The 20239-nt window shown below is 42.3% G+C and carries 17 protein-coding genes; 9 read left to right on the top strand and 8 right to left on the bottom strand.

Annotated features, from left to right (window positions below; all coding sequences use genetic code 11):
- Window positions 1-366 precede the first annotated feature (366 nt).
- From HWQ43_RS27410 to HWQ43_RS27400, 3 genes are all read left to right on the top strand, one after another.
- The gene (locus HWQ43_RS27410) at window positions 367-651 is read left to right on the top strand and encodes an HU family DNA-binding protein (protein ID WP_010998076.1); all 285 of its coding nucleotides are present in this window, start codon (window positions 367-369) and stop codon (window positions 649-651) included.
- A 26-nt stretch (window positions 652-677) separates the two neighbouring features.
- On the top strand, window positions 678-1736 hold the full coding sequence (gene cobD / locus HWQ43_RS27405; protein WP_292739527.1) for a threonine-phosphate decarboxylase CobD: 1059 nt from the start codon (window positions 678-680) through the stop codon (window positions 1734-1736).
- A 102-nt stretch (window positions 1737-1838) separates the two neighbouring features.
- Window positions 1839-3290 (top strand): NAD(P)/FAD-dependent oxidoreductase, encoded by a 1452-nt coding sequence (locus HWQ43_RS27400; RefSeq protein ID WP_292739525.1) that lies wholly within the window; start codon window positions 1839-1841, stop codon window positions 3288-3290.
- 275 nt (window positions 3291-3565) lie between these two features.
- On the opposite strand, the gene HWQ43_RS27395 is transcribed toward HWQ43_RS27400, so the two are convergent.
- The 4 genes from HWQ43_RS27395 to HWQ43_RS27380 all read right to left on the bottom strand — a co-directional run bounded on the left by HWQ43_RS27395 (window position 3566) and on the right by HWQ43_RS27380 (window position 8233).
- A complete protein-coding gene (locus HWQ43_RS27395; protein WP_292739523.1) occupies window positions 3566-4087 on the bottom strand; it encodes a hypothetical protein in 522 nt (173 codons plus the stop codon).
- 158 nt (window positions 4088-4245) lie between these two features.
- Complete coding sequence (locus HWQ43_RS27390; protein WP_292739521.1) at window positions 4246-4839, bottom strand: DUF4360 domain-containing protein; 594 nt, start codon at window positions 4837-4839, stop codon at window positions 4246-4248.
- A 686-nt stretch (window positions 4840-5525) separates the two neighbouring features.
- Window positions 5526-6233: a phosphatidate cytidylyltransferase gene (locus HWQ43_RS27385; protein WP_292739519.1), complete on the bottom strand. Its 708-nt coding sequence runs from the start codon at window positions 6231-6233 to the stop codon at window positions 5526-5528.
- A gap of 248 nt (window positions 6234-6481) precedes the next feature.
- Complete coding sequence (locus HWQ43_RS27380; protein ID WP_292739563.1) at window positions 6482-8233, bottom strand: DUF3685 domain-containing protein; 1752 nt, start codon at window positions 8231-8233, stop codon at window positions 6482-6484.
- 142 nt (window positions 8234-8375) lie between these two features.
- On the opposite strand from HWQ43_RS27380, the gene HWQ43_RS27375 reads away from it, so the two are divergent.
- On the top strand, window positions 8376-11375 hold the full coding sequence (locus tag HWQ43_RS27375; protein WP_292739517.1) for a pentapeptide repeat-containing protein: 3000 nt from the start codon (window positions 8376-8378) through the stop codon (window positions 11373-11375).
- Between the two features lie 141 nt (window positions 11376-11516).
- On the opposite strand, the gene HWQ43_RS27370 is transcribed toward HWQ43_RS27375, so the two are convergent.
- Window positions 11517-11963, bottom strand: coding sequence for a Fur family transcriptional regulator (locus HWQ43_RS27370; protein WP_292739515.1), 447 nt, complete (start codon window positions 11961-11963; stop codon window positions 11517-11519).
- Window positions 11964-12638: 675 nt separating this feature from the next.
- Between HWQ43_RS27370 and HWQ43_RS27365 the strand changes: the two genes are divergently transcribed.
- The gene (locus tag HWQ43_RS27365) at window positions 12639-13109 is read left to right on the top strand and encodes a CRR6 family NdhI maturation factor (protein WP_292739561.1); all 471 of its coding nucleotides are present in this window, start codon (window positions 12639-12641) and stop codon (window positions 13107-13109) included.
- A 321-nt stretch (window positions 13110-13430) separates the two neighbouring features.
- Here the strand turns inward: HWQ43_RS27365 and HWQ43_RS27360 are convergent, their stop codons facing one another.
- Window positions 13431-14390: a glycosyltransferase family 9 protein gene (locus HWQ43_RS27360; protein ID WP_292739513.1), complete on the bottom strand. Its 960-nt coding sequence runs from the start codon at window positions 14388-14390 to the stop codon at window positions 13431-13433.
- Between the two features lie 69 nt (window positions 14391-14459).
- Here HWQ43_RS27360 and ispD point away from each other — a divergent pair, with 69 nt between their 5' ends.
- The 3 genes from ispD to HWQ43_RS27345 all read left to right on the top strand — a co-directional run bounded on the left by ispD (window position 14460) and on the right by HWQ43_RS27345 (window position 16390).
- Window positions 14460-15143 (top strand): 2-C-methyl-D-erythritol 4-phosphate cytidylyltransferase, encoded by a 684-nt coding sequence (ispD, locus tag HWQ43_RS27355; protein ID WP_292739511.1) that lies wholly within the window; start codon window positions 14460-14462, stop codon window positions 15141-15143.
- A gap of 186 nt (window positions 15144-15329) precedes the next feature.
- Window positions 15330-15872 (top strand): SMC-Scp complex subunit ScpB, encoded by a 543-nt coding sequence (gene scpB / locus HWQ43_RS27350; protein ID WP_094347413.1) that lies wholly within the window; start codon window positions 15330-15332, stop codon window positions 15870-15872.
- A gap of 170 nt (window positions 15873-16042) precedes the next feature.
- Entirely contained in the window at window positions 16043-16390 is a 348-nt protein-coding gene (locus tag HWQ43_RS27345) for a DUF760 domain-containing protein (RefSeq protein WP_094347414.1), read from the top strand.
- A 97-nt stretch (window positions 16391-16487) separates the two neighbouring features.
- On the opposite strand, the gene HWQ43_RS27340 is transcribed toward HWQ43_RS27345, so the two are convergent.
- A complete protein-coding gene (locus HWQ43_RS27340; RefSeq protein ID WP_292739508.1) occupies window positions 16488-17696 on the bottom strand; it encodes an HhoA/HhoB/HtrA family serine endopeptidase in 1209 nt (402 codons plus the stop codon).
- Window positions 17697-18115: 419 nt separating this feature from the next.
- On the opposite strand from HWQ43_RS27340, the gene HWQ43_RS27335 reads away from it, so the two are divergent.
- Window positions 18116-19015 (top strand): M23 family metallopeptidase, encoded by a 900-nt coding sequence (locus HWQ43_RS27335; RefSeq protein ID WP_292739506.1) that lies wholly within the window; start codon window positions 18116-18118, stop codon window positions 19013-19015.
- A gap of 74 nt (window positions 19016-19089) precedes the next feature.
- On the opposite strand, the gene HWQ43_RS27330 is transcribed toward HWQ43_RS27335, so the two are convergent.
- Complete coding sequence (locus tag HWQ43_RS27330) at window positions 19090-20127, bottom strand: isochorismatase (RefSeq protein WP_292739504.1); 1038 nt, start codon at window positions 20125-20127, stop codon at window positions 19090-19092.
- Between the last annotated feature and the right edge of the window lie 112 nt (window positions 20128-20239).

Here is a 20239-nt window from a genome sequence, read left to right as displayed (position 1 = left end):
AGCAATAACTCTTTAACATCGGTAATGAATGCCAACAAACATTAACCATCTCTCCCCTGTTTTCTTGGCAATTGCGGGATTTACTAAGTATTTTTTCCTACTTTTGTGGTGGTTTTTAGTGAAACAAGTAACCTAAAATTACAAAAAATCCTGAAATCTATATAAATTAATGGTTTCATCTATCCACATCAGGCTACAACACCTTAGAATGATTCATTGAAAAGTCGAGCCGATGGGATGTACAGCCGTTTTGAGTAAAAATACTCCCAAAGGATGATTTTTGTATTTCCGCAAGCAAAGATTTCAGTATAAATGTATTAATGTGCATCCGTACTGAAATCTCAAGTAAACCTTCAGGAGTTTGATATGAACAAGGGTGAATTAGTTGATGCCGTAGCTGAAAAGGCTAGTGTTACCAAGAAACAAGCGGATGCAGTCTTAACTGCCGCTTTGGAAACGATTATTGAAGCGGTTTCCTCTGGTGATAAGGTAACGTTGGTGGGATTTGGCTCATTTGAATCACGGGAACGTAAAGCCCGTGAAGGTCGTAACCCGAAAACAAATGAAAAAATGGAAATTCCAGCCACAAGAGTTCCTGCTTTCTCCGCAGGAAAACTGTTTAGAGAAAAGGTAGCACCCCCAAAAGCATAGGTTCTGTCTTCGGGAACCCTTTTTTAATGCGGCAACCTGCACACGGGGGAAATTTAGCCTGGGCAGCAGCACTGGCTGGCTGTCCCCCTGATGCTATTCTGGATTTTTCTGCTAGCATCAACCCGTTGGGGCCTCCAAATAGCGCGATCGCTGCTATTAAGTCCCAAATTGGTAATCTTAAGCACTATCCAGACCCAAACTATAGTGAACTGAGACTAGCTCTCAGTCACTTCCATCAATTGCCGTCTGAGTGGATTCTGCCGGGTAACGGCTCCGCAGAATTACTCACTTTAATCGGTAGGGAATTAGCTCAATTAGCCGCGACAATTTTAATCACTCCAGCCTTTGGCGACTACTACCGAACCTTGGCAGCGTACAACGCTAATGTGCTGGAGTGTCCTTTGTCATTAGTCACTGGTCATTGGTCATTATTCCTTGACAAAGGACAGAGGACAAAGGACAAAGGACTATTGCTGAATAATCCCCACAACCCAACCGGAAAACTATTTACACGGGACTCTATTTTGCCCTACCTGGAGCAATTTGCTTTTGTTGTGGTGGATGAAGCATTTATGGATTTCGTGCCGCCTAATGAGGAACAAAGCCTGATTCCGGTGGTGCAGGAATATCCGAATTTAGTAGTATTGCGATCGCTGACCAAATTTTACAGTCTCCCAGGACTGCGATTAGGATATGCGATCGCACATCCTGACTGCCTAGCTAAATGGCAGCTATGGCGAGATCCTTGGCCTGTAAACACGCTAGCGGCAGTAGCGGCAATTGCAGCACTCCAAGATACGGAGTTTCAGCAACAAACCTGGGCATGGCTACCACCTGCACGAAACCAACTGTTTCAGGGTTTAGCTGAAATCCCAGGATTGCAACCCCAAGCAAGTGCTGCTAACTTTTTACTGGTTGAGTCCCAAGAATCTACTTCCCAGTTACAGCAACAATTACTCAAGTATCACCAGATTTTAATCCGCGATTGCCTTAGTTTTAAAGAACTAGGCGATCGCTTTTTCCGGGTTGCTGTACGTGAAGAGTCCGATAACCAACGCTTACTAACAGCGCTAAAAGAGAGTTAGGAGTTATAAGTTAAAGAAGGGTTTTAATTCTTAACTCCTAATTCTTAACTCTTAACTCTTAACTCTTAACTCTTAATTCCTAACTCCTAACTCTTAATTCACGTGACCGTTGACTACGATGTTGTAATTATTGGCGGCAGTTTTGCTGGATACTATGCTGCCCTTGCTGCAACCCAACTACGTGCTACAGTTGCCCTGGTACAACCCAAAGTAGACTACGGGTTTACTCGTCACCATGCTCTGACCGAAATTGGTAAACTAGCGCAGAAGTTGAATGATGCCGCTGGTTTTGGTATTCATGCCACACACACCGATACCTCAGAAGAATGCCATATATCTATGGCATGGCAAGAAGCGATCCTATATGCTCAATGCGTCGCCTCAAATCTCCAAGAACATCATTCCCCAGCCATCCTAGCCGCGCAGGGAGTCGATGTGATCGTTGGCAGTGGTCAATTTCAATCTTCACCCCAATTGGCTTTTGCCGTTAACAATCGCCTACTACGCGCCCGTACTTATTTGCTGGCCAGTGGTTCGCTTCCAGAAATTCCAGAGATTGAAGGATTACAAGGCACTGGCTATCTAACTCTTTCTAATATTTGGCAATCTTTCCAGGGAGGGACATTACCCAAAAATTGGGTAATTATCGGTGGAATTCCCCAAAGCATTGAAATTGCTCAAACTTTAGTAAGGTTTGGTTGCAGTGTGACGCTGGTAGTCAAGCATCCTTATGTTCTTCCATATCTAGACCCTGAGATAGCCATATTGCTTCAGGCGCACTTGGAAGTAGAAGGTGTGCGCGTCCTCACCGGAAAACCAGTAACTCAGGTAAGGCTAATTGAAAATAAAAAGTGGATTCAAGCAGGAGATAAGGCCATTGAAACTGATGAAATTTTAGTGGCGACTGGCCAACAGCCGAATCTTGAATCCCTAAATTTGGCAACAGTAGGTGTGAAATGGCATCAGCGTAGCTTAGTGGTAAATGATAAATTGCAAACCACTAACCACCGTATTTATGCTTGTGGTGATGTAATTGGTGGTTACGACTTTGCCAATATCGCTAATTATGAAGCAAAAATTGCGCTGAACAATGCACTCTTTTTCCCCAGGTTACGAGCAGATTATCGTTCCATTCCTTGGGCGATGTTTTCTGTGCCGATGCTGGCGCAAGTGGGTTTGACAGAGACACAGGCAAAACGCCTATTTAGCCGAGATAAAATTTTAGTATTGCGACAATATTTTAAAACAGTGGCAGCAGCCCAACTTCGGGATGAAACCACTGGTATGTGTAAATTAATTGTGCTACGCAATGGGGAAATTTTGGGAGCTTCTATATTGGGGGCAGAAGCTGGAGAATTAATTAATTTGATTGCCTTGGCAATATCACAAAAAATTAAAGTCAAACATCTAGCAAATTTATCTCCTACCTATCCCAGTTTCTCAGAAATTCTGGAACGAAGTGCAAGAGAGTGGAGTAAGCAAAAGTTAAATACCAATATTCCTTTGCAAGAGTTTTTAGAAGGCTTCTTCCATTTCCGCCGCAATTGGAATTAGCACTTACGCACGGAGTTGTCACTATAATAACTTAAACAAGGTATTGATATAGGACTCCGATTTGATTTCTGAAAACATCTTGAGACTGAAAAGCCCGTTTTCTCAGGGTTTTATCTAAAATCTCGTTCAAAAATCAGATATGAGTCCTATATCATTACTGACTTCCACAAGGATACTGACTTTGCAGTTCTCGCTACCTTTGCCAATATTGACAGCACCTTGATTGCAAACGCAACGTCATCAGAATTGGGGAGCATCCCTCAAAATTGAGCTTATTATTTTTGTTGAATTGCAAATTTTAAATCTGTCAACTCTAATTCTCCTCCGGTTGTTGTTAATACTAAATTAATGCCTAAAACACTTTTTCCTTTAGTTGTATAGTTAGTTGGAAGTATTTGCTTGGTCAAATCAAAATTTATAGCATTTCCATATCTTATTTGATATGGAGTTGGTTTATCGCCAAGTAAAAATGATGTGATAGCTACTTGTGCTGGTGCTTTCTTGACTACACCTTTTACAGCTAAAGGTACGAGCCTAAATTGCTTTTGAGTATTAGAGGTATCAATTCTAATAATACATCTAGCCCTTGACGATTGTGCCTTTACAGTTATAGGAGAGCGAAGTGTAAATTGACTTATTTGCGGATCGAAACTTATATTACATCCCCTATTAACCGAAAATCTTAGCTGGCTGTTTATTGGAGCAGCAGCGCTAGATGAATTGGCATCATAAGAATAGAAAAAAAACAAGCACATTAATATGAAAAAATTACGTGCATCACTCAATCTCAACATCATCTTATTCTCCATCAACAGAAATTTTTAATTTTAAAGAAGAATACATTCGGTAGATTCAATGAGTGCGGGATTTAGACCCACCACTCATTGAAGACCACTAAATTTGAAATTTGGTGCGGTGTATCACCATCTATCCGCAGAATCGCTAAAAGCAACTACTAGCAACGCTTTAGGTCAAAACGAAGTATTACATCCCCAGCATTGATATCGGCTGTATCAACGAAAATAGAACTTCCTCGTGAGGATTGTGCAATCAGATTAATACCTAATAGTCCTTGCCCACCACCACTACATAAACCTGTAGCAGCTACAACAGTAATCTCATCTTGCTCCGCAAATGCCTTACTAGATTTAAAATTAGTAGTTTTAGGGGGAGCTACGGCTTGACCAAGAGCACCACCACTAAAGCTATAAGTTCTGTTTAAGCTGGTACCTTTACTCCCTCTATCAATATCAGTAGTTCCTTGGTACAGTACTTGTACCTCTTGGACGATGAAACCACTTGGAATAAAAGTTTGAACACGTAAAATACACTTTTTACGGTCACCACTGAATGCACTAAAGTTATCCAAGATGATCGATAAGCTTCTACCATCCTCTCCAGGAAGCTGATCGTCAACAATACATCCGCCAGACCCGATTGCATCTCCAAAAGTAATACTAGCCTCTTCAGCCAAAGCCTTGGTCGCAATCACGTTGAGTCCAAGAATTGTAGATATAGAAAGTAATACACCAAATTGTTTAAAGTTCATATTGATTGTACTTATGTTGCTAGAGTTGTTTTTTGATGAAAAATGCATTCAGAAGCCAGAAGGTACGAGGTATGAGGGCATTTTTGCTTTAATCCCAGGTTTAAAAGCATGAGATTGAAGCAAGGATGCTTTGTGTCTGGTGTTATATATCTCGACACAATTTGGTTCTAGTTGTGGGCAATCACCCACAACTAAAGTTTCGATTGATACTTACAGGCTTCTGCCTTCTTCAATTGTGGGAAATCCTTTCAAGTATGCTTTGACAATTTCTGCTCAATCAGAAAATGAAGCATAACTGTGTATCGCTGGAGTTAACAGAAAGAAGATGGACATCAAGGTGTAAGATGCATTCTTGCTGTACGTCCATGTGGGGAAGATCATATAGTTGTCTCAGTCAATAAATATGTGTTCTTGATCACAGACATATTGTGTTTCCGAACACTGCGAACTTCAAAATAGTAGTATGGAAGTAGTATGGAAGAGCAGTACTCCAAAGTTAGGTGCTAAAAATTAGGGGTATAAATCACCGATTTAATAGTGCGATACCGATAGACAGCGTTAGTGAGCCGTCGAGCGTCATAGCCCGCCGCAGATATCGCAGTGAAATAGCTGTTTTTATTGAGAATCTATATTATAAGTGGCTGAAATTCTAGTCGTAGACTGGGAACGAGGTAATTGGGAGTGCCTTAAAAACCCTGCATGAAAATCCAAACTACTCCCGCCGCTGTTAGAGGTACGCTGAGGTTATCTGTGCCGTGGGGCGAGACTGCCTCTGCTAAGGTTGCAAAAGTAGCAGTTACCACCGCCGTCAACAATGCCCATCCTAAACTTAAAGGACTTGCTAGGGGACTCAGCGATGAACCAGGTAGCAGTAACAGCACCAAGAAAATCACTACTGTACTTGCTATAAACATTGCTGCTGAACCTTCCCAGGAACGCACAGAACTTCCTACTTGGTATTTATGCTGCCCAAAACGTCTACCGATTAATGCTGCTAGTGCGTCACCCCAGGTCATCGCCATTATTCCTGCTACGGCGATCGCAACGCTATCTACTGGTCCATCTGGTCGCCACAGTAGCCCGAACAGCAGTGTCACTGAGATAGCGAAATAAACCGTACCAGGTGAGCTATCCTGGGTATCCATTGCGCCGATGATTCGGTAGCGGTAAAACAAGTAGTTCAGTCCGATAAAGGTAGCAAAAGGTATAATTCCGATTTCCCAATTCTTAAACAGTAGCAGGACTCCGAAAGCCCACATCCCTGCACCAATATGGATTACCTTGCGGGTCAAATCCGGCTTTACACCAAACAGCTTACGCAATCCCTCGCCAATCACAAGCAGACTGATAGCGTAAACATACGAAATTGCTAGCCCGATAAAATCATTTGTCATTGGGGATTGGGGATTGGGGATTGGGGATTGGGCAAATGGCACTAAGATAACGGCAAACCTATTATTTATAAGGCTTTTGGGTGTGGGGTGTGGGGTGTGCGATGTAGGGAATTAAGAAGATGTTATTCTCTTTGACGCACTAAAACTCAATTTTCTTAAACACTACACCCCACACCTACCCCCAACACCCTGCCAGCAAGGAGATTTTAGCTTTTCTTAGTGCCATTCGGGCATTGGGCATTGGTGCTTTACTTCGGTCGATCGCTATTTCTTCTAAAGTTCTTTTCTACTGACGAAACGCTACCAATACCTTGAAGAATACCACGACCGATTAAACCTAAACCACGACCAACTATTTGGGTAAGGATAAAAACTATACCGCTACCGAAAACAGCTAATAGTGATTTTAAACGCGGTGCGATCGCATCACTAAATTCTAGGAGCAATGTCACTACTAAGGGAATATTAGAAAGTTTTACTAACTCCTGATTTCGAGGAGCGTAAACTGAAGTGTTGGCAATACCACGAGGTGCAATTACAAATAAATCATAGCGACTTTCAAAAACTGCTTTTGGCTCATTTATATAATTTTTTAATCTATATTTCCACGACAAATCATTTCTAAATCGTTCAATTTCTCTTGTAGAAATAAATTGACGTCCATAAAAGTTTTGCTTAATCTCTTCTACATCTGCTAAATAATTTAACAGTGGTTGCACTACTCCATTCGCTACCTGAATCAATAAGTTTTCTAAAATCATCAATGCTTGGGAATTAGCTTCAGCGCTCACTACTGGATAGGAGTTATTATCAATGTTCAATTCTGTTTGAAATAAGAGATAAGAATACAACTCATCAACTAGCGGGATTATATTCAGAATATCTCTTTGTACAACCTCTATATTTTGCAGCAATAAATTAACTATTTCTATATTTTGATTAACTATTTTTATCCGAGAAAACTTCCCAAAAAAATCTATAATTGCTGCTTGCCATAAATCACGTATTAAAGTATTTTTTAGTTCATGTAATTGATTTATCTCTATTTGAGAAGTACGCAGTTCATCCAACTGTTCAGCCAATTTCTGTAGGATCAGATAAAGTAATTCCCGTTTTTTATCTTCACGAAAGATGTCAATTTCTAAAGGAATATCGGTGACATTTCGTAAAGGCAATTGAAGTTTAGTTACACAAGATGTAAACAAGGCAGATTGTAGGGTTCCCGGACTAAGTAAAGGTGATACGGTTTGTCTTTGCTGAATGGCACTACTGAATAAAGGAGTCAAAGGCGGCTCATCAGCAACCGGAATCTGTTCTTTTTGCCTTTCTTGTGGTGAAACTAACAACTGATTTAGCAACCAACGAGCCGCTAGCAGTTCTCGCCGCTGTCCAGCTAGAATGGCTCGATCTAATACTGGTAGTCCAGGAGTTTGTAATTGTGTTGTGACTGCGGCTAGGGTAGCATCAATGTTAGCGATTCCTGACAAACGTAAATTATTTCGCAGTTTAGAGAAGGGGAATGAGGAGTTAGGAGTTAGGAGTGAGGAGTTAGCAGTTATTATTGCTTCTCTGTCCTGGAACCAGCAAGAACCACCATCTGCAACTTCTTGCATGGCGGCGACTAACTCAGGAAGTGGTGTACCTTTGGGGCAGTAGCCATTTACACCAATAGATTTCGCAGCTAATAGCAGTCCTTGTTCTTGAATAGAACTGAGGAGTAGGATTGGTAGGTTGGGATATAAGGCTCTGAGTTGCCGACAGAATTGTAAACCTAGCTGTTGACTGGTGGTGGAGCGACTATTACCGAATTCTAAAACTACCAAATTTACCTGGTTAGGGTCTTTTTCGGCAATTTCTGCTAAAATCTGCAAGGAAACGGTGTCAGTTTCTACAACTGCGATCGCTTCTAGGTTAGGAATCGCTTCTAAAGCTACCCGTAATCCCAGACGAAAAATCGGGTCTTGGTCGATTAACAATAATTTTAAAGGGCGATCGCTCATAGTCCACTCAATTAGATCGGCAGTGTTTTTTACCAATCAGAAAACAACTTTGATACAAAACTTTGTCTTCCCCATTGTCACCTGTTTTCGCAAACTGATAAATCGATCATAATTGCCTTGTGCAGCCTCACTGTGTAATTAAATGAACCTGAGTATTCGGCACTGGTTGGCAGAACGCCATATCGCAATCAATCAAATCAGAGGCTTTTCTGAGGGGCAATTGGCAGGTATTGCCTACCGTATTGTTCAGGATATGGAACTCAAAAGCCTGATGCCTTTTGATATCTGTACCTTGGTAGAGATTTTAGAACTGCCCTTAAGTATTGTTTGGGAAGAAATCAGTGTCATTTCCCTGTTGACAGAAAAACTGTTGCGTAGCCTCAGCCAAAAAAAACCGTTAAAACGTAACGAAGGCACATGGCTAGCGTTTCAAATTGCCTATCTTCAAGCTTTGCAAGCAATTCTAGAGCAGGAAGCAAGCTTACAAAAACCGTGGTTAGACCGGGCAATTATACCCATACAAGCACACATACTTAAAGAGGACGTGAGTAAATTCATCCTCCAAGATTCGCAACTACAAGGATTGTTGAAAACTCTCAGCCCAGGTAAATTGACTGATACGCAAGCTGAACAAGCGCTGTCTTCGGTTGCAGATTCATTACTAGTGCAACAAATAAATAACGCTGCTATCGCTTGGTTAATTGCCAATGGTGCAGAGGAAGCAGAAGCGAAACTTCTAACACAGCGTTTGATCAACTCACTTCCTGGTGACATACTGGTAGTCGTCACTGAGAATGCTGCACCTTTAGCCCAACTGCAAAAATTTTTCCGTTTGGGGATTTCATTATCTCCCGGTTTCATCACCCCAGAAATTGGTTCTACAGTCAGTGAAAAAATTGATTTGTACCGAGAACATTACCGTGCAAGTTTGATTAAAAACCTCAGTATCCCTTTGCTGATGGAATCCTTTGCTCTTAAGGATATCTATGTGCCACAAAAAGGCTTACCAATAGAGGAAAATTTTTCTGAGCAGGATAAAAAAGCTGTTAAACCAGTTGATTTAAAAACATGGGCACAGCAACAGCTAACTGATTTAGAAACGATCGCTGTTATTGAGTCAGAACCGGGTTATGGAAAAACTAGTTTTTGCCAACTTTGGGCAGCACAGGTAGCACAGGAATTGTACCCTACTTGGATGCCTATAGTAATTAGGTTGCGAGATGTAAAATATGGTAAAACTTTAATCGAAACTCTAAATTCTGCCTTTGGTGTTAATCTTTCAACTTGGTTAGAGCAAGAAAATCTCCCTTGTCTATTGCTGCTGGATGGTTTGGATGAATTGCCCCATTCTGCTCAGGGTATCAGGGCACAAGCAATTTTTATTCAGCAATTACTGAACTTTCAATCTCAGCACCGCCACAAAATTGTGTTGACAAGTCGCTCAACAACTTTACCAGAAATCGTCTCGGAACTACCGCTATTGTTGAGGCGAATTATTATTCAGCCATTGGATGGGGACGAACTTAAACAATGGTTTCAGCAGTGGGCAAAAGTGCAATCTTTACCCATTGCTCAAAATTTCTTTACATTGTTAAAACAGGCAGGATTATTTGCCAGCCAATCAAGGTTAAAAGAATTATCTGCCCTTGTCCGTCAACCCCTAATGCTGCATTTGTTGGGCATCTTGCACCGCGAGGGATTGCTAGATGATGAACTATTGCAGTTAGCGGCTAATACCCAAAAGTCTTTTCTGTTATGGGAAATTCATCATCGCCTGAGTCGATGGTTGTTGGGTTATCCGCTGATTGGTGGGATCAAGACGATGCTATTGCGTTCAGGATCGGCTCATATCCACCGGACTCCAGAAGCGATCGCTAATTTACTCGCTAACCGTCATCCCCAAGATTTATTTGAGCAGATGCAAGCGATCGCTCTCAAAATTTTACATTCGCAACGTCATCAAATTAATCTAGCTGGTGAATTTAATAGTTTACCAGGGTTTTATTTTAAAATTTGGGATGTAGAAAGCTCAGGTGAAAGCACAGCAAAAAGTAGTTTAATTGAGTTTTCGCATCTCAAATTAGGAGAATCTCTTTGTGCAGATGCTATAGCTGCCCAACTTAAGTTTCTGACTCAGTACCAAGATGAGGTTTATGGCACGCCTACTTTTGTACTTGATCCCAGTAGCGTAGCCCAGAATATTTATAATTTACTAGGTTACGGGATACTTAGCCAAGAAATTGAAGAACTGGCGATCGCCGGATTACGCCGCAAGCAAAAGCACAAATTTTCGTTTGAAGTTTTATTTCAACGTCTTTTATCTTTCTGGCGTGCTTACTGTCAAGGACGTTGGTTAGATGAGGGGATAGCCCACAACGCTTTGACTAATTTTCACGTACTGCAAAACCCTGTGAATGTTGAACAGGTGAATGCTGCGGTGGGATTGAATGTATTTTTATTGCTTTGTGCTTGCTACCGAGAAACAAAAGTTCCCTTTTGGCCTTGTGGAAATCCAGTCAATTTGACAGAATTCAACCCAGAAGTGCTGAGTGTGCTAATTGCTAGGACAACGGTTTTGCATAAAAGCACCTTTGCAACCCGAATCAAGTCTTTGTCTGGACTCAATTTATCGGGAGCCTCTTTATCGCAAGTGGTGTTAAGTGGGGTAAACCTTGAGCAAACAAATTTATCTAATGCGGAGTTAATGGGGGCGAATTTGGCTGGAGCCAATTTGCAACAGGCGAACCTCGCAGGCGCGAACTTAGAAAACGCCAACCTCACAGGCGCAAACCTGCAACAGGCAAATCTCACAGGCGCAAACCTACAACAGGCAAACCTGATGGGGACAAATCTTAATTCTGCCGATCTCACCAACACCTGCTTATTTGACGCTATCCTTGCTGCGACTGACAAAAAATTAGCCGCTGATAATGGTGCTTTGTTTTCTAAAGAAATGTTTCAAAAGCTGAAACATTTGCGATCGCAGCAACCCTTCTTAAACACCGTGAAAATTACGCCAAACACAAACGTTAATTGGAACAAAACCCCTGCCATCGGACTAATTGAAAGCTGTGAAGGCGCAATTTTGTCAGTAGATTTATATGATGATGATGTCGATGATGAGACAGTTTTTGGTAATTAATTCGATTGAGGAATAGGGAATTGGGCATTGGGCATTGGGCATTGGACATTGGGCACAAGAGGCAGAGGTGCGGAGGGGCAGAGGGGAAAACTTACTGCAACTTCTTTTTCTTTACTCCCCTGCTCCCCTGCTCCCTGCTCCCTATCCCTCCTCCGGATTGCGGTAGCCAAAAAAGTTAATACTGTAGTCAGTAATCCGCACTCCTGTTTCTTCTTCAATTTTGCGGATCAAATCTTCTGGTAGTTCCACATGAACATCAAGAATTTGATTTGTATCCACACAGTTTATATGACTGTGAGAGTCACTGATATTGCCGTACAAACGCCCATCACAGCGTTCAATACACTCAATGATGCCTTGACTGGATAATGCTTCTAAATTTTGATAAACAGAAGTATGACCGATCTCTTTGCCTTGGTGGTTCAAGCGATCGTAAATCTCTCTTGCTGCAAGATGTTCATTTGCTTGCCAAAGTAATTCCAGAATAAAGCGACGCTGACGACTGACGCGCATACCCAGGATTTGGCAGCGCTCAAGTGCATCTTCTAGAGAACGAATTGGTCTTGTAGTAATTGTTTGTTTTTGCATATTACAGCTTGTTAACTGTTGAGGGAATATTCCCATCTAAATGTTTATTGGTTATTTAATATATGCAATCATATTGCACGCTGCTGTTTTACCTGCACTTATGTTTTGGCTTTTGATGCTGTGGAAGTGACAGGTGGCGATAATGATTTTTTTTTGCTTGTTGACGGCTACTTTGTCAGACCTTAATCTAAAACAAACTCATTACAACTTTAACTTAAAATTGCCGTAAATGTCCACCTTGGGGCAGGCATTGCCTTACCCAAGTAGGCTAATTCTAATGGCGTACCATATTAATCGTGTAGTAATTATTTAGTTAAAGGGGAGTAATTATAGCAATGATAAAAGTAGCATTTAACTTGAGCAAGAATCGGTGAAGTGAGTAGCCGCCATAGGCAGCGCCAGCGGCTCATAATATCAAGGCTAGTAACTGGATGTATATTTGTTATAACTAGCAAAAATTAAGCAAAATTATCAAATAAATTTGATCGGGTCAGACTTATGTCTAAACCTTGTATAGGTTGACGAAATTATTAGCAAAAAAGTATCAGTAAATACTAGTTGATTTGTGAAGAAAACTTTGTGCTATTAAAAGTCAATGTAGCGTCAATCCCTGAAAGCTGCTACTGTATATTCTCGATCCTACAGTTGAGCATCAAGAAAGTGGCTGCTGAATCAATGACAATTGCGATCGCACTCAATAATGACTTCATTAACAATCTGGATCTGTCGCCTGCGTCAACGGTGATTGAAAAACTGCTGCAAGATGGGGTTATATCCCATGAACAGCAGCTACGCTTTGATATCAATTACAATCTCGAACCTGGCGATCCACGGGAACTCTCAGAAATTCCAGAGGTGCGCCTGTGGTTTGTGCGCCTAGATGCCAAATACCCCTGGTTGCCATTTTTACTAGATTGGAAAGCTGGAGAATTTGCTCGTTATGCCGCCATGCTTGTACCACACCAGTTTAGTTCCCAAGAAGGTATTCAGTACAATCCTGAAGCCTTAGAGATATTTTTGATGCATAAAATCTTTGTCTTAGGCGATTGGCTCACACAACAAGACATCCCTAGCCTCTCGCGCCTAAAGTCCATGGCCCAAATGCTGGGTTATGAATTAGATGATGCTTTTTTTGGGATATTTTAACAAGAAAGAATTCAGGAGTCAGGAGCCAGAATTCATACCATTTTGGATTTTAGATTTTAGATTTTGGATTGTGAAACATCCATTGGATAAGTGTTTCAGTTTTCCATCTGTCGCAATCATTTTTCAAATTGGTTTCAGTATGAATTCTGAACTAAAAAGCGGACTTCGGCATGAGCGCTCAGTCGAACGCTAAATCAACGGCATTTATTGCACCCCCGTATAAATCTATGATTTTATGGTCAACTTTCGTAATAGCGGGTCTGAATCTCCCACTTTCTGATTCTGAATTCTGACTTCTGACTTCTTCAAAAAATTACTGGTTTAGCCACCCCAAATTTTCTCTAAAACTGCGTTTGGTGAAATATCCGCCGTTTTTCCTGTGAGGGATTCAATAGCCAGGAATTTATCGTTTTTCGGCAACAACTTAGCTGGAACGCTGGGGCCAAAGATAGCAATGGTATAGGTTTGAACTGCAACACTTAGTTGTAGTGCCGCACTATCAGTCGATAACATCAAATTTGCCCCGGCAATTATGGCAGTTAACTTACCAATATCATCTGGGGCAGTCACCTTGATATCTGGAGAAGACTCCAGAAGCGATCGCACAAACTGCTCATCATCAACTCCCTTAATAACAACCACAGGTAAATCCGGCTGTTTTTGTTGGAAGGCTTGAATAATTTGCTGCCAATTTTCGACAGGGTAGATTTTATCTAGTTCTTTAGCCTGGGATAACTGGCCAGAACCGCCATGAATCAAGATATAGCCTGTTTCATGAACCCCTAAACGTTTTTGTTCCTTTTGTGCCCATTCAATATCTGGTTTTGGCACATTTACTGCTAACTCTGGGACAGGGCTATTTATTTCCAACGGTTGCAGCAAGTCATGGTAAGCTGCCGCCGCATACTGGGATGGTTTGAAAGGCACAGCATGGGTAAGAAAACCCGATCCTTTGCCTTGATAGCCAATACGTATAGGAATTCCCGTCAACCAGAGTAAAAGACCCACCAACCAATTTTGCTTAACAGCAATGGCAACATCGTATTCGCGATCGCGAATAGTTCCCACTAAATTACCCCAATCTGCCAGACTGTTACGGTCATTAAAATCAAAGTTCAGCACCTCGTGAACTGACTTGCTCACTCGGTAGGCAGCCTTTGACCGGGGTTCAACAAAGACATCTATCTGAGCGTTAGGGTAATGGCGCTTCAGGTCATCTAGAGTCGGAAAGAAGAGAACTTGGTCGCCAATTCCGCCAGGTACAAGGGCTACTACTCGCATAATATTTATTGACGCTTACTCGCTCCCTATTTTAGGGGAAAATATATAGCTTAAAGATTGAGGAATTCTGTGTATTTACTAATTCCAGCTGCGGGAATCGGAAAAAGAATGGGGAGTAACCGCAATAAACTCCTGCTAGTCGTGCGATCGCAACCAATTATTGCTTGGACTTTATTAGCCGCAGAAGCCGCCAGTACAATCAGTTGGATCGGGATTATTTCTCAGTCTACCGATTGGCCAGAGTTCAAAGCAATTATCGCCGATCTGAAGCTGACTAAACCAGTGGAATTGATTCAAGGTGGCTCCACCCGCCAAGAATCTGTTTACAATGGCTTGCAATCTCTGCCAATAGCCGCAGAACAAGTGTTGATTCACGATGGTGCTAGATGCCTGGCCACACCAGATTTATTTAACTCTTGTGCCGAGGCCATTCGCCACTGTCCTGGTTTAATTGCTGGTGTACCCGTCAAAGACACCATCAAAGTTGTTGATGAACAAGGCATAATTCAAGATACACCCGACAGACGACAACTATGGGCGGCACAAACTCCCCAAGGATTTGATGTCAAGTTGTTGAAACAGTGCCATGCTGAAGGAGTCCGTCAAGGTTGGGAAGTAACAGACGATGCTGCTTTATTTGAAAAGTGCGGCATCGAAGTCCGAATTGTCGAAGGAGAGGAGACAAATTTAAAAGTGACCACTCCACAAGATTTAGCGATCGCAGAATTTATTCTTACGAGTAGAGGCTTTTAAGAAGGGAATAGGGTACAGATATATTTCCTGTAACCTGTCACCTCTCCCCTAATCCCCAGCCAAAATTTGAAAGTTTAAAAAAATACTTTGACAATTTACGATATAATGCCACACACTTGTTGATTGTTAGTTGTCATGTACTAATGACCAATGACTAATGACCAATGACTAACGACTAATGACTAAATGATTACAGCCACAGCGACGAAGATAGAAGCAATTCTCTATTTAAAGGGTAAACCCTTGTCGCTCGGCGAAATCGCCGAGTATGCCGCGTGCGATCGCGCCACTGTCAAAGAAGGCATAATTGAACTCATGGACAATTATGCCCATCGAGATAGTGCCCTAGAGGTAATAGAAACCCCAGATGGTTATAGTTTGCAACTACGGTCTGATTTTCATGATTTAGTGCAAACGATGATACCAGTGGAATTGGGTGTAGGTGCATTACGGACTTTGGCCGCGATCGCTCTTAATAGTCCGATACTCCAAAGCGACCTGATTAACCTGCGCGGTTCGGGAGTATATCAACACGTTCCAGAACTCGTTGAACTTGGTTTCATTCGCAAGCGCCGAGACAGCGATTCTCGCTCCTACTCACTCCAAGTAACCCCAAAATTCCATCAGTATTTCCAAATCGAACAACTCCCGCAAATACTTTCTACCAGTCAGAAGGAAGAACAATTAGAACTAGAACTAGAACTAAAGGCAGTGGCGAGTGGGGAGTAAAGAAGGGAATAGGGTACAGGTTACAGGTGCAGATTATTCCCTATAACCTGTCATCTGTCATCTCTCCCCTAATCACACTCCCTTCCTCTTGACTTATACCTGTGGTGAATGCGCTAGCCTTGTACTATGGTTTAGAGTAGAGTTAGCAATTAAGCTAAATAAAACTGCCAATGGTGTTTAATCCTGACTTTTTGAATGACAACTCTGAGGAACACCCTAATCAACTTCTTTCCGACCACTCTGAGGAATACCCTAATCAGTTACTCAAATATCTACAGCATCAGTCTCCTGATGTTTTAGCTAGGGTTGCTCAGTCCGCTAGCCCCGAAATTAAACAAATCATCTCGCAAAATGTCCAAGGGCTAGTGGGAATGCTCCCCGCGGAAAATTTCAACGTGCAAATCACAACAGATAGGGAAAACTTAGCTGGGCTTCTAGCATCAGCCATGATGACAGGGTATTTTCTGCGCCAGATGGAACAAAGAATGCAGTTAGAGCATTTGTCTAATGGCCAATAATTAATAGTCAGTAGTCAAACATTCTGGAACTATTGACCAAATAATTACTAATTCGTAATTCGGAATGACGCTTTCTAGGAATTACGAATTATTTTGACTACTTCTTTTCAGGATAAGCTCCTGATTGCACTTTGAAGGTTTGAACTTTACCGCTGCGGTTGACTTCGAGAGCTATTATGTCTCCAACTTTGCTAGACTCTACCAGCCTCTGAACTTGGGCCGAAGTTTTGACCGGTTTACCGTTAAATTTTTGAATCACGTCTCCAGGAAGCAGTCCTCCACGCTTGGCTGGAGAATCATCTGTGACTCCTTTAATCACAATTCCAGCATCCTGCTGAATGTTTAGTTGATTTTCTTGATTAATCTGCTGTTTCCTGATGGGAGAAAGGTCTGCCATTTCAACACCCAAGAAGGGATGTTCCACGCGCCCTTTAGTAAAAAGTTCATTAGCGATGCGGGCGGCGGTTTCAATGGGGATGGCGAAACCGAGTCCTTGAGCATCAGCGCGGATAGCAGTGTTAATACCAATCACTTCGCCTTGGGCGTTTAATAAGGGACCACCAGAATTCCCAGGATTAATTGCGGCATCAGTTTGGATAAAGCTGACTCGCTTATCTGGGACACCAACTTGAGTGCTAGTGCGATCGGTAGCGCTGATGATGCCGATAGTGACAGTATTATCTAAACCTAGAGGATTGCCAATAGCGATCGCCCATTGTCCTGGGATCAGGTTTTGCGAATTGCCCAGTTTTACCGTCGGCAAATCATTCGCTTTTATTTTCACTACCGCCACATCTGTTACTGAATCAACTCCTACCACCTTACCCTCTAGACTCCGACCATCTTTGAGGGTAACTTGTACTGTATCTGTATCTGCCACTACATGAGCGTTGGTGAGTAATTCCCCATCTTCGCTCAAGATAAATCCCGATCCTGTACCGCGCTCAATGCGTTCTTGAGGAATTGGTTGGTCATCTTCTCCAAAGAATCGCCGCAAGAGGGGATTTTTCAAAGCGTCAGAGATGGGATTAGCTACTTTACGAGTGGCATTAATTCGCACTACAGCTGGGCCAACTTTTTGCACTGCCGTCGCAATAAAATTCACGTTATCGCCACCAGTAGCCCCAATAGCTCCGTTAGGAGAATTCGGAACTACGGATTCTGGAGGCGAAGCCATTGTTACATTTCTTAACTGTTGGAACGAGCGATTTTGTGGCAGGAAATAGCGACTGCCAAACAAACCTGCACCACCGCCAATTACCAGTAAAAACACATAAACCGCCAATTGCTTTAAGGATAACTTCATAATCTTTTGCTCAAGAACAGCAATGCAGTTGCTAATTTCTAAGTGTAGTCAAGCTAACGGCAAGTGGACAGATCAATTTACGAGAAATTAGGGAATGGGCAAAGAGGCAGGGGGCGCAAAGCAGGGAGCAGAGGGGAAAGGGGCAGTTTCTATCGTAAATTCAAGGGTTTCAGAACCTGCAATCTAATATGTAGCACCCATTTCAGTCGGGGTTTAAATCCCCGTCTGAAATGTCTTTAATTTTGAATTTTGTTAGCGAGTCCGCGTACTCTTACAGAGAAGCAAGCTACGCGCAGCGTCTCGTAGAGAGCGTCATTTTGAATTTTGAATTGTTAATCTGCCCCTGCTCCCCGACTTCCTCGCAACTCCCTACTTTTCCCATCTAAAATTTAAAGTTAATGCGCTCTTGACCTGTGTACATGACTTTACCATTTCGTCAACTGTTTCTCTGTAGCTTAGTTAGCGCCTTGGGCCTAGTAAGCATACTGCCATACTCAAGCTCAAACAGTGCTAACGCTGCTGTGGGTGGTTGCTCAACTCCAGCCTTATCTCGCTTCCAACGCCATAAAGTTGTTCGTGGCGAAACTTTGGAGAGCATAGCGCAGCGCTACAATCTCATTCCGACAACTATTATTGGCATGAATCCAGCTTTGCAGAATGGTGCAGCTGCCGCCGTTGGTAGTGTGCTTCAGATTCCTCCCTACAATGGGATTGTAGTCGAAGTGCCTCGCGGTCAAACTTGGCGACAAGTGGCGGCACAATACAAAGTTCGTGCTGATAGCCTGTTTGAGGTGAATGGCTGCCAACAAAACCCCAGAATCGTGTTTGTTCCGGGGGTAAATTGGTCGCCTAATGGTGTTGTAACTAAGTCGCCTTTACCTACTGATGCAGGTACACCAAACCGTGCATCTTTGTCTGGATATCCTTTGGGAGAAGTGGCAACTGTAGGATTAGCTTACGGCTGGCAAATTAATCCCGGTACAAGTGAAGTTTTCTTCCACAGTGGTGTTGACTTATTAGCACCAGTTGGTACTAATGTGCTAGCGATCGCACCTGGAACCGTAGCCTTTGCCAGTGATCAAGGTTCTTATGGCAAGTTGGTCATTATTAACCACAGTGGCGGACTTCAAAGCCGCTACGCCCAGCTTGACAGTATCAAAGTTACTGTCGGACAGCAGGTAAAAAAAGGAGACTTACTGGGAACAGTAGGCACTAGTGGAAAACCAACATCCACTCAACCGCATCTCCATTTTGAAGTGCGTTCTAGCTCATCTCTGGGTTGGGTAGCAGAAGATCCAAAGGGTTATTTGAAGAAATGAGGTTTGTTTTGAAACGCAGAGGAACGCAAAGGAAATCTCTGTGTTCCTCTGCGAAACCTTTGCGATCCTTTGCGTTAAATAAAGGATGCTATATTTTCGCTAGATTTTACAATGTGCATTCCTGCCTCTGCAAACCTTGCAAATGCTGCATCTGCCTGTTCTGTGTAGTCCACAACACCGGGGACAACAACGGGGGAAGTGGAATCTTCTAACAGATAGATTTTTTGAGCAAGGGTGGCATCTACCTGTTTAATTTCTGTTAATAAATCGTCAATTGTCCAAGCGACACAGTGACTTTTAGCTTGACCACCAATAATTACTGCATCATATTCTAAAAGTTGTTTAATCAGACGCGTGTTCTTTTGAGCAAGTGGACGTTGCTCAAAATCTTCCAACACTTCTGGACGTAAGATGGAATAGTTTTCTGTTAAAGGATTTTCACCTTTGATTTCAAATTGCGTTTGACTCTGACGCGCAATGCCGTGGAAAAATATCGCTTCTTCTACCGATGAAACTAGAGCATGACCAATACCACCCAACATAGAATGATAAGGCCAAACAGTGAGTGGATATTTACCGTCTTGACTGAGTTGCTTAATGTAATGGTAAGCGTGTTTTTCTAATAATTCATAATCCCCATTAGTAACACTGTTAGCAACTGCTGGGTTAACTTTCCAAATACCTTGTTGAATATCTGCTGGTGTAATGCTAGTCGCGGCTGGGGTAGGATGTTCTCCCGCAGCATTTACCCAAAATATCGGATGGAAGATTTGCGTTGCTGTGTGAGTATCTAGAGTTGGTACAATTTTCGTGATTATTCCCAAGTTTCGATAGATAAACTCAGATAATCTGACGTTATCATCCACCGCCGCATTACCAGATTTACCACTTACAAATAATTCAAATCCAGGGATGCAGAAGGTGTTTTGGACATCAATTAACAGTAGGCAAATACGAGTTTTATCTAAAGATGCAGGTTTGATATCGTGTTGTTTTGCCCACATTTCAGCTTCAGCGGCACGTTCTTGATAAGGTACGCGCCAGACTTCGCCGACTTCTTCAGGATTAAAATGTGGGGGAATTGGTAGTTGAGGTGTTACTTGGGTGTTCATAATTACAGCCGCTTTTATTCTGTAATAACATCTATGAACCTATCCCACTAATAATAGTTTGTTAATCCAGATATGAATTGTAGCAAGGTCAATGAATGCGTCAAAGTAAACT

Origin of the sequence: Nostoc sp. JL31, assembly GCF_017114965.1 — a bacterium.
Lineage (GTDB): Bacteria > Cyanobacteriota > Cyanobacteriia > Cyanobacteriales > Nostocaceae > Nostoc > Nostoc punctiforme_A.
Note: the sequence above shows the minus strand (reverse complement) of the source record. Positions and strands in the feature narration are given on the sequence as shown.

Excerpts from the sequence above, each read along its gene's own strand:
- HWQ43_RS27410 (WP_010998076.1), top strand. The coding sequence starts at position 367 with ATGAACAAGGGTGAATTAGTTGATGCCGTAGCTGAAAAGGCTAGTGTT.
- cobD (WP_292739527.1), top strand. The coding sequence starts at position 678 with ATGCGGCAACCTGCACACGGGGGAAATTTAGCCTGGGCAGCAGCACTG.
- HWQ43_RS27395 (WP_292739523.1), bottom strand. The coding sequence starts at position 4,087 with ATGATGTTGAGATTGAGTGATGCACGTAATTTTTTCATATTAATGTGC.
- HWQ43_RS27390 (WP_292739521.1), bottom strand. The coding sequence starts at position 4,839 with ATGAACTTTAAACAATTTGGTGTATTACTTTCTATATCTACAATTCTT.
- HWQ43_RS27385 (WP_292739519.1), bottom strand. The coding sequence starts at position 6,233 with ATGACAAATGATTTTATCGGGCTAGCAATTTCGTATGTTTACGCTATC.
- HWQ43_RS27380 (WP_292739563.1), bottom strand. The coding sequence starts at position 8,233 with ATGAGCGATCGCCCTTTAAAATTATTGTTAATCGACCAAGACCCGATT.
- HWQ43_RS27375 (WP_292739517.1), top strand. The coding sequence starts at position 8,376 with ATGAACCTGAGTATTCGGCACTGGTTGGCAGAACGCCATATCGCAATC.
- HWQ43_RS27370 (WP_292739515.1), bottom strand. The coding sequence starts at position 11,963 with ATGCAAAAACAAACAATTACTACAAGACCAATTCGTTCTCTAGAAGAT.
- HWQ43_RS27365 (WP_292739561.1), top strand. The coding sequence starts at position 12,639 with ATGACAATTGCGATCGCACTCAATAATGACTTCATTAACAATCTGGAT.
- HWQ43_RS27360 (WP_292739513.1), bottom strand. The coding sequence starts at position 14,390 with ATGCGAGTAGTAGCCCTTGTACCTGGCGGAATTGGCGACCAAGTTCTC.
- scpB (WP_094347413.1), top strand. The coding sequence starts at position 15,330 with ATGATTACAGCCACAGCGACGAAGATAGAAGCAATTCTCTATTTAAAG.
- HWQ43_RS27345 (WP_094347414.1), top strand. The coding sequence starts at position 16,043 with ATGGTGTTTAATCCTGACTTTTTGAATGACAACTCTGAGGAACACCCT.
- HWQ43_RS27340 (WP_292739508.1), bottom strand. The coding sequence starts at position 17,696 with ATGAAGTTATCCTTAAAGCAATTGGCGGTTTATGTGTTTTTACTGGTA.
- HWQ43_RS27335 (WP_292739506.1), top strand. The coding sequence starts at position 18,116 with ATGACTTTACCATTTCGTCAACTGTTTCTCTGTAGCTTAGTTAGCGCC.
- HWQ43_RS27330 (WP_292739504.1), bottom strand. The coding sequence starts at position 20,127 with ATGAACACCCAAGTAACACCTCAACTACCAATTCCCCCACATTTTAAT.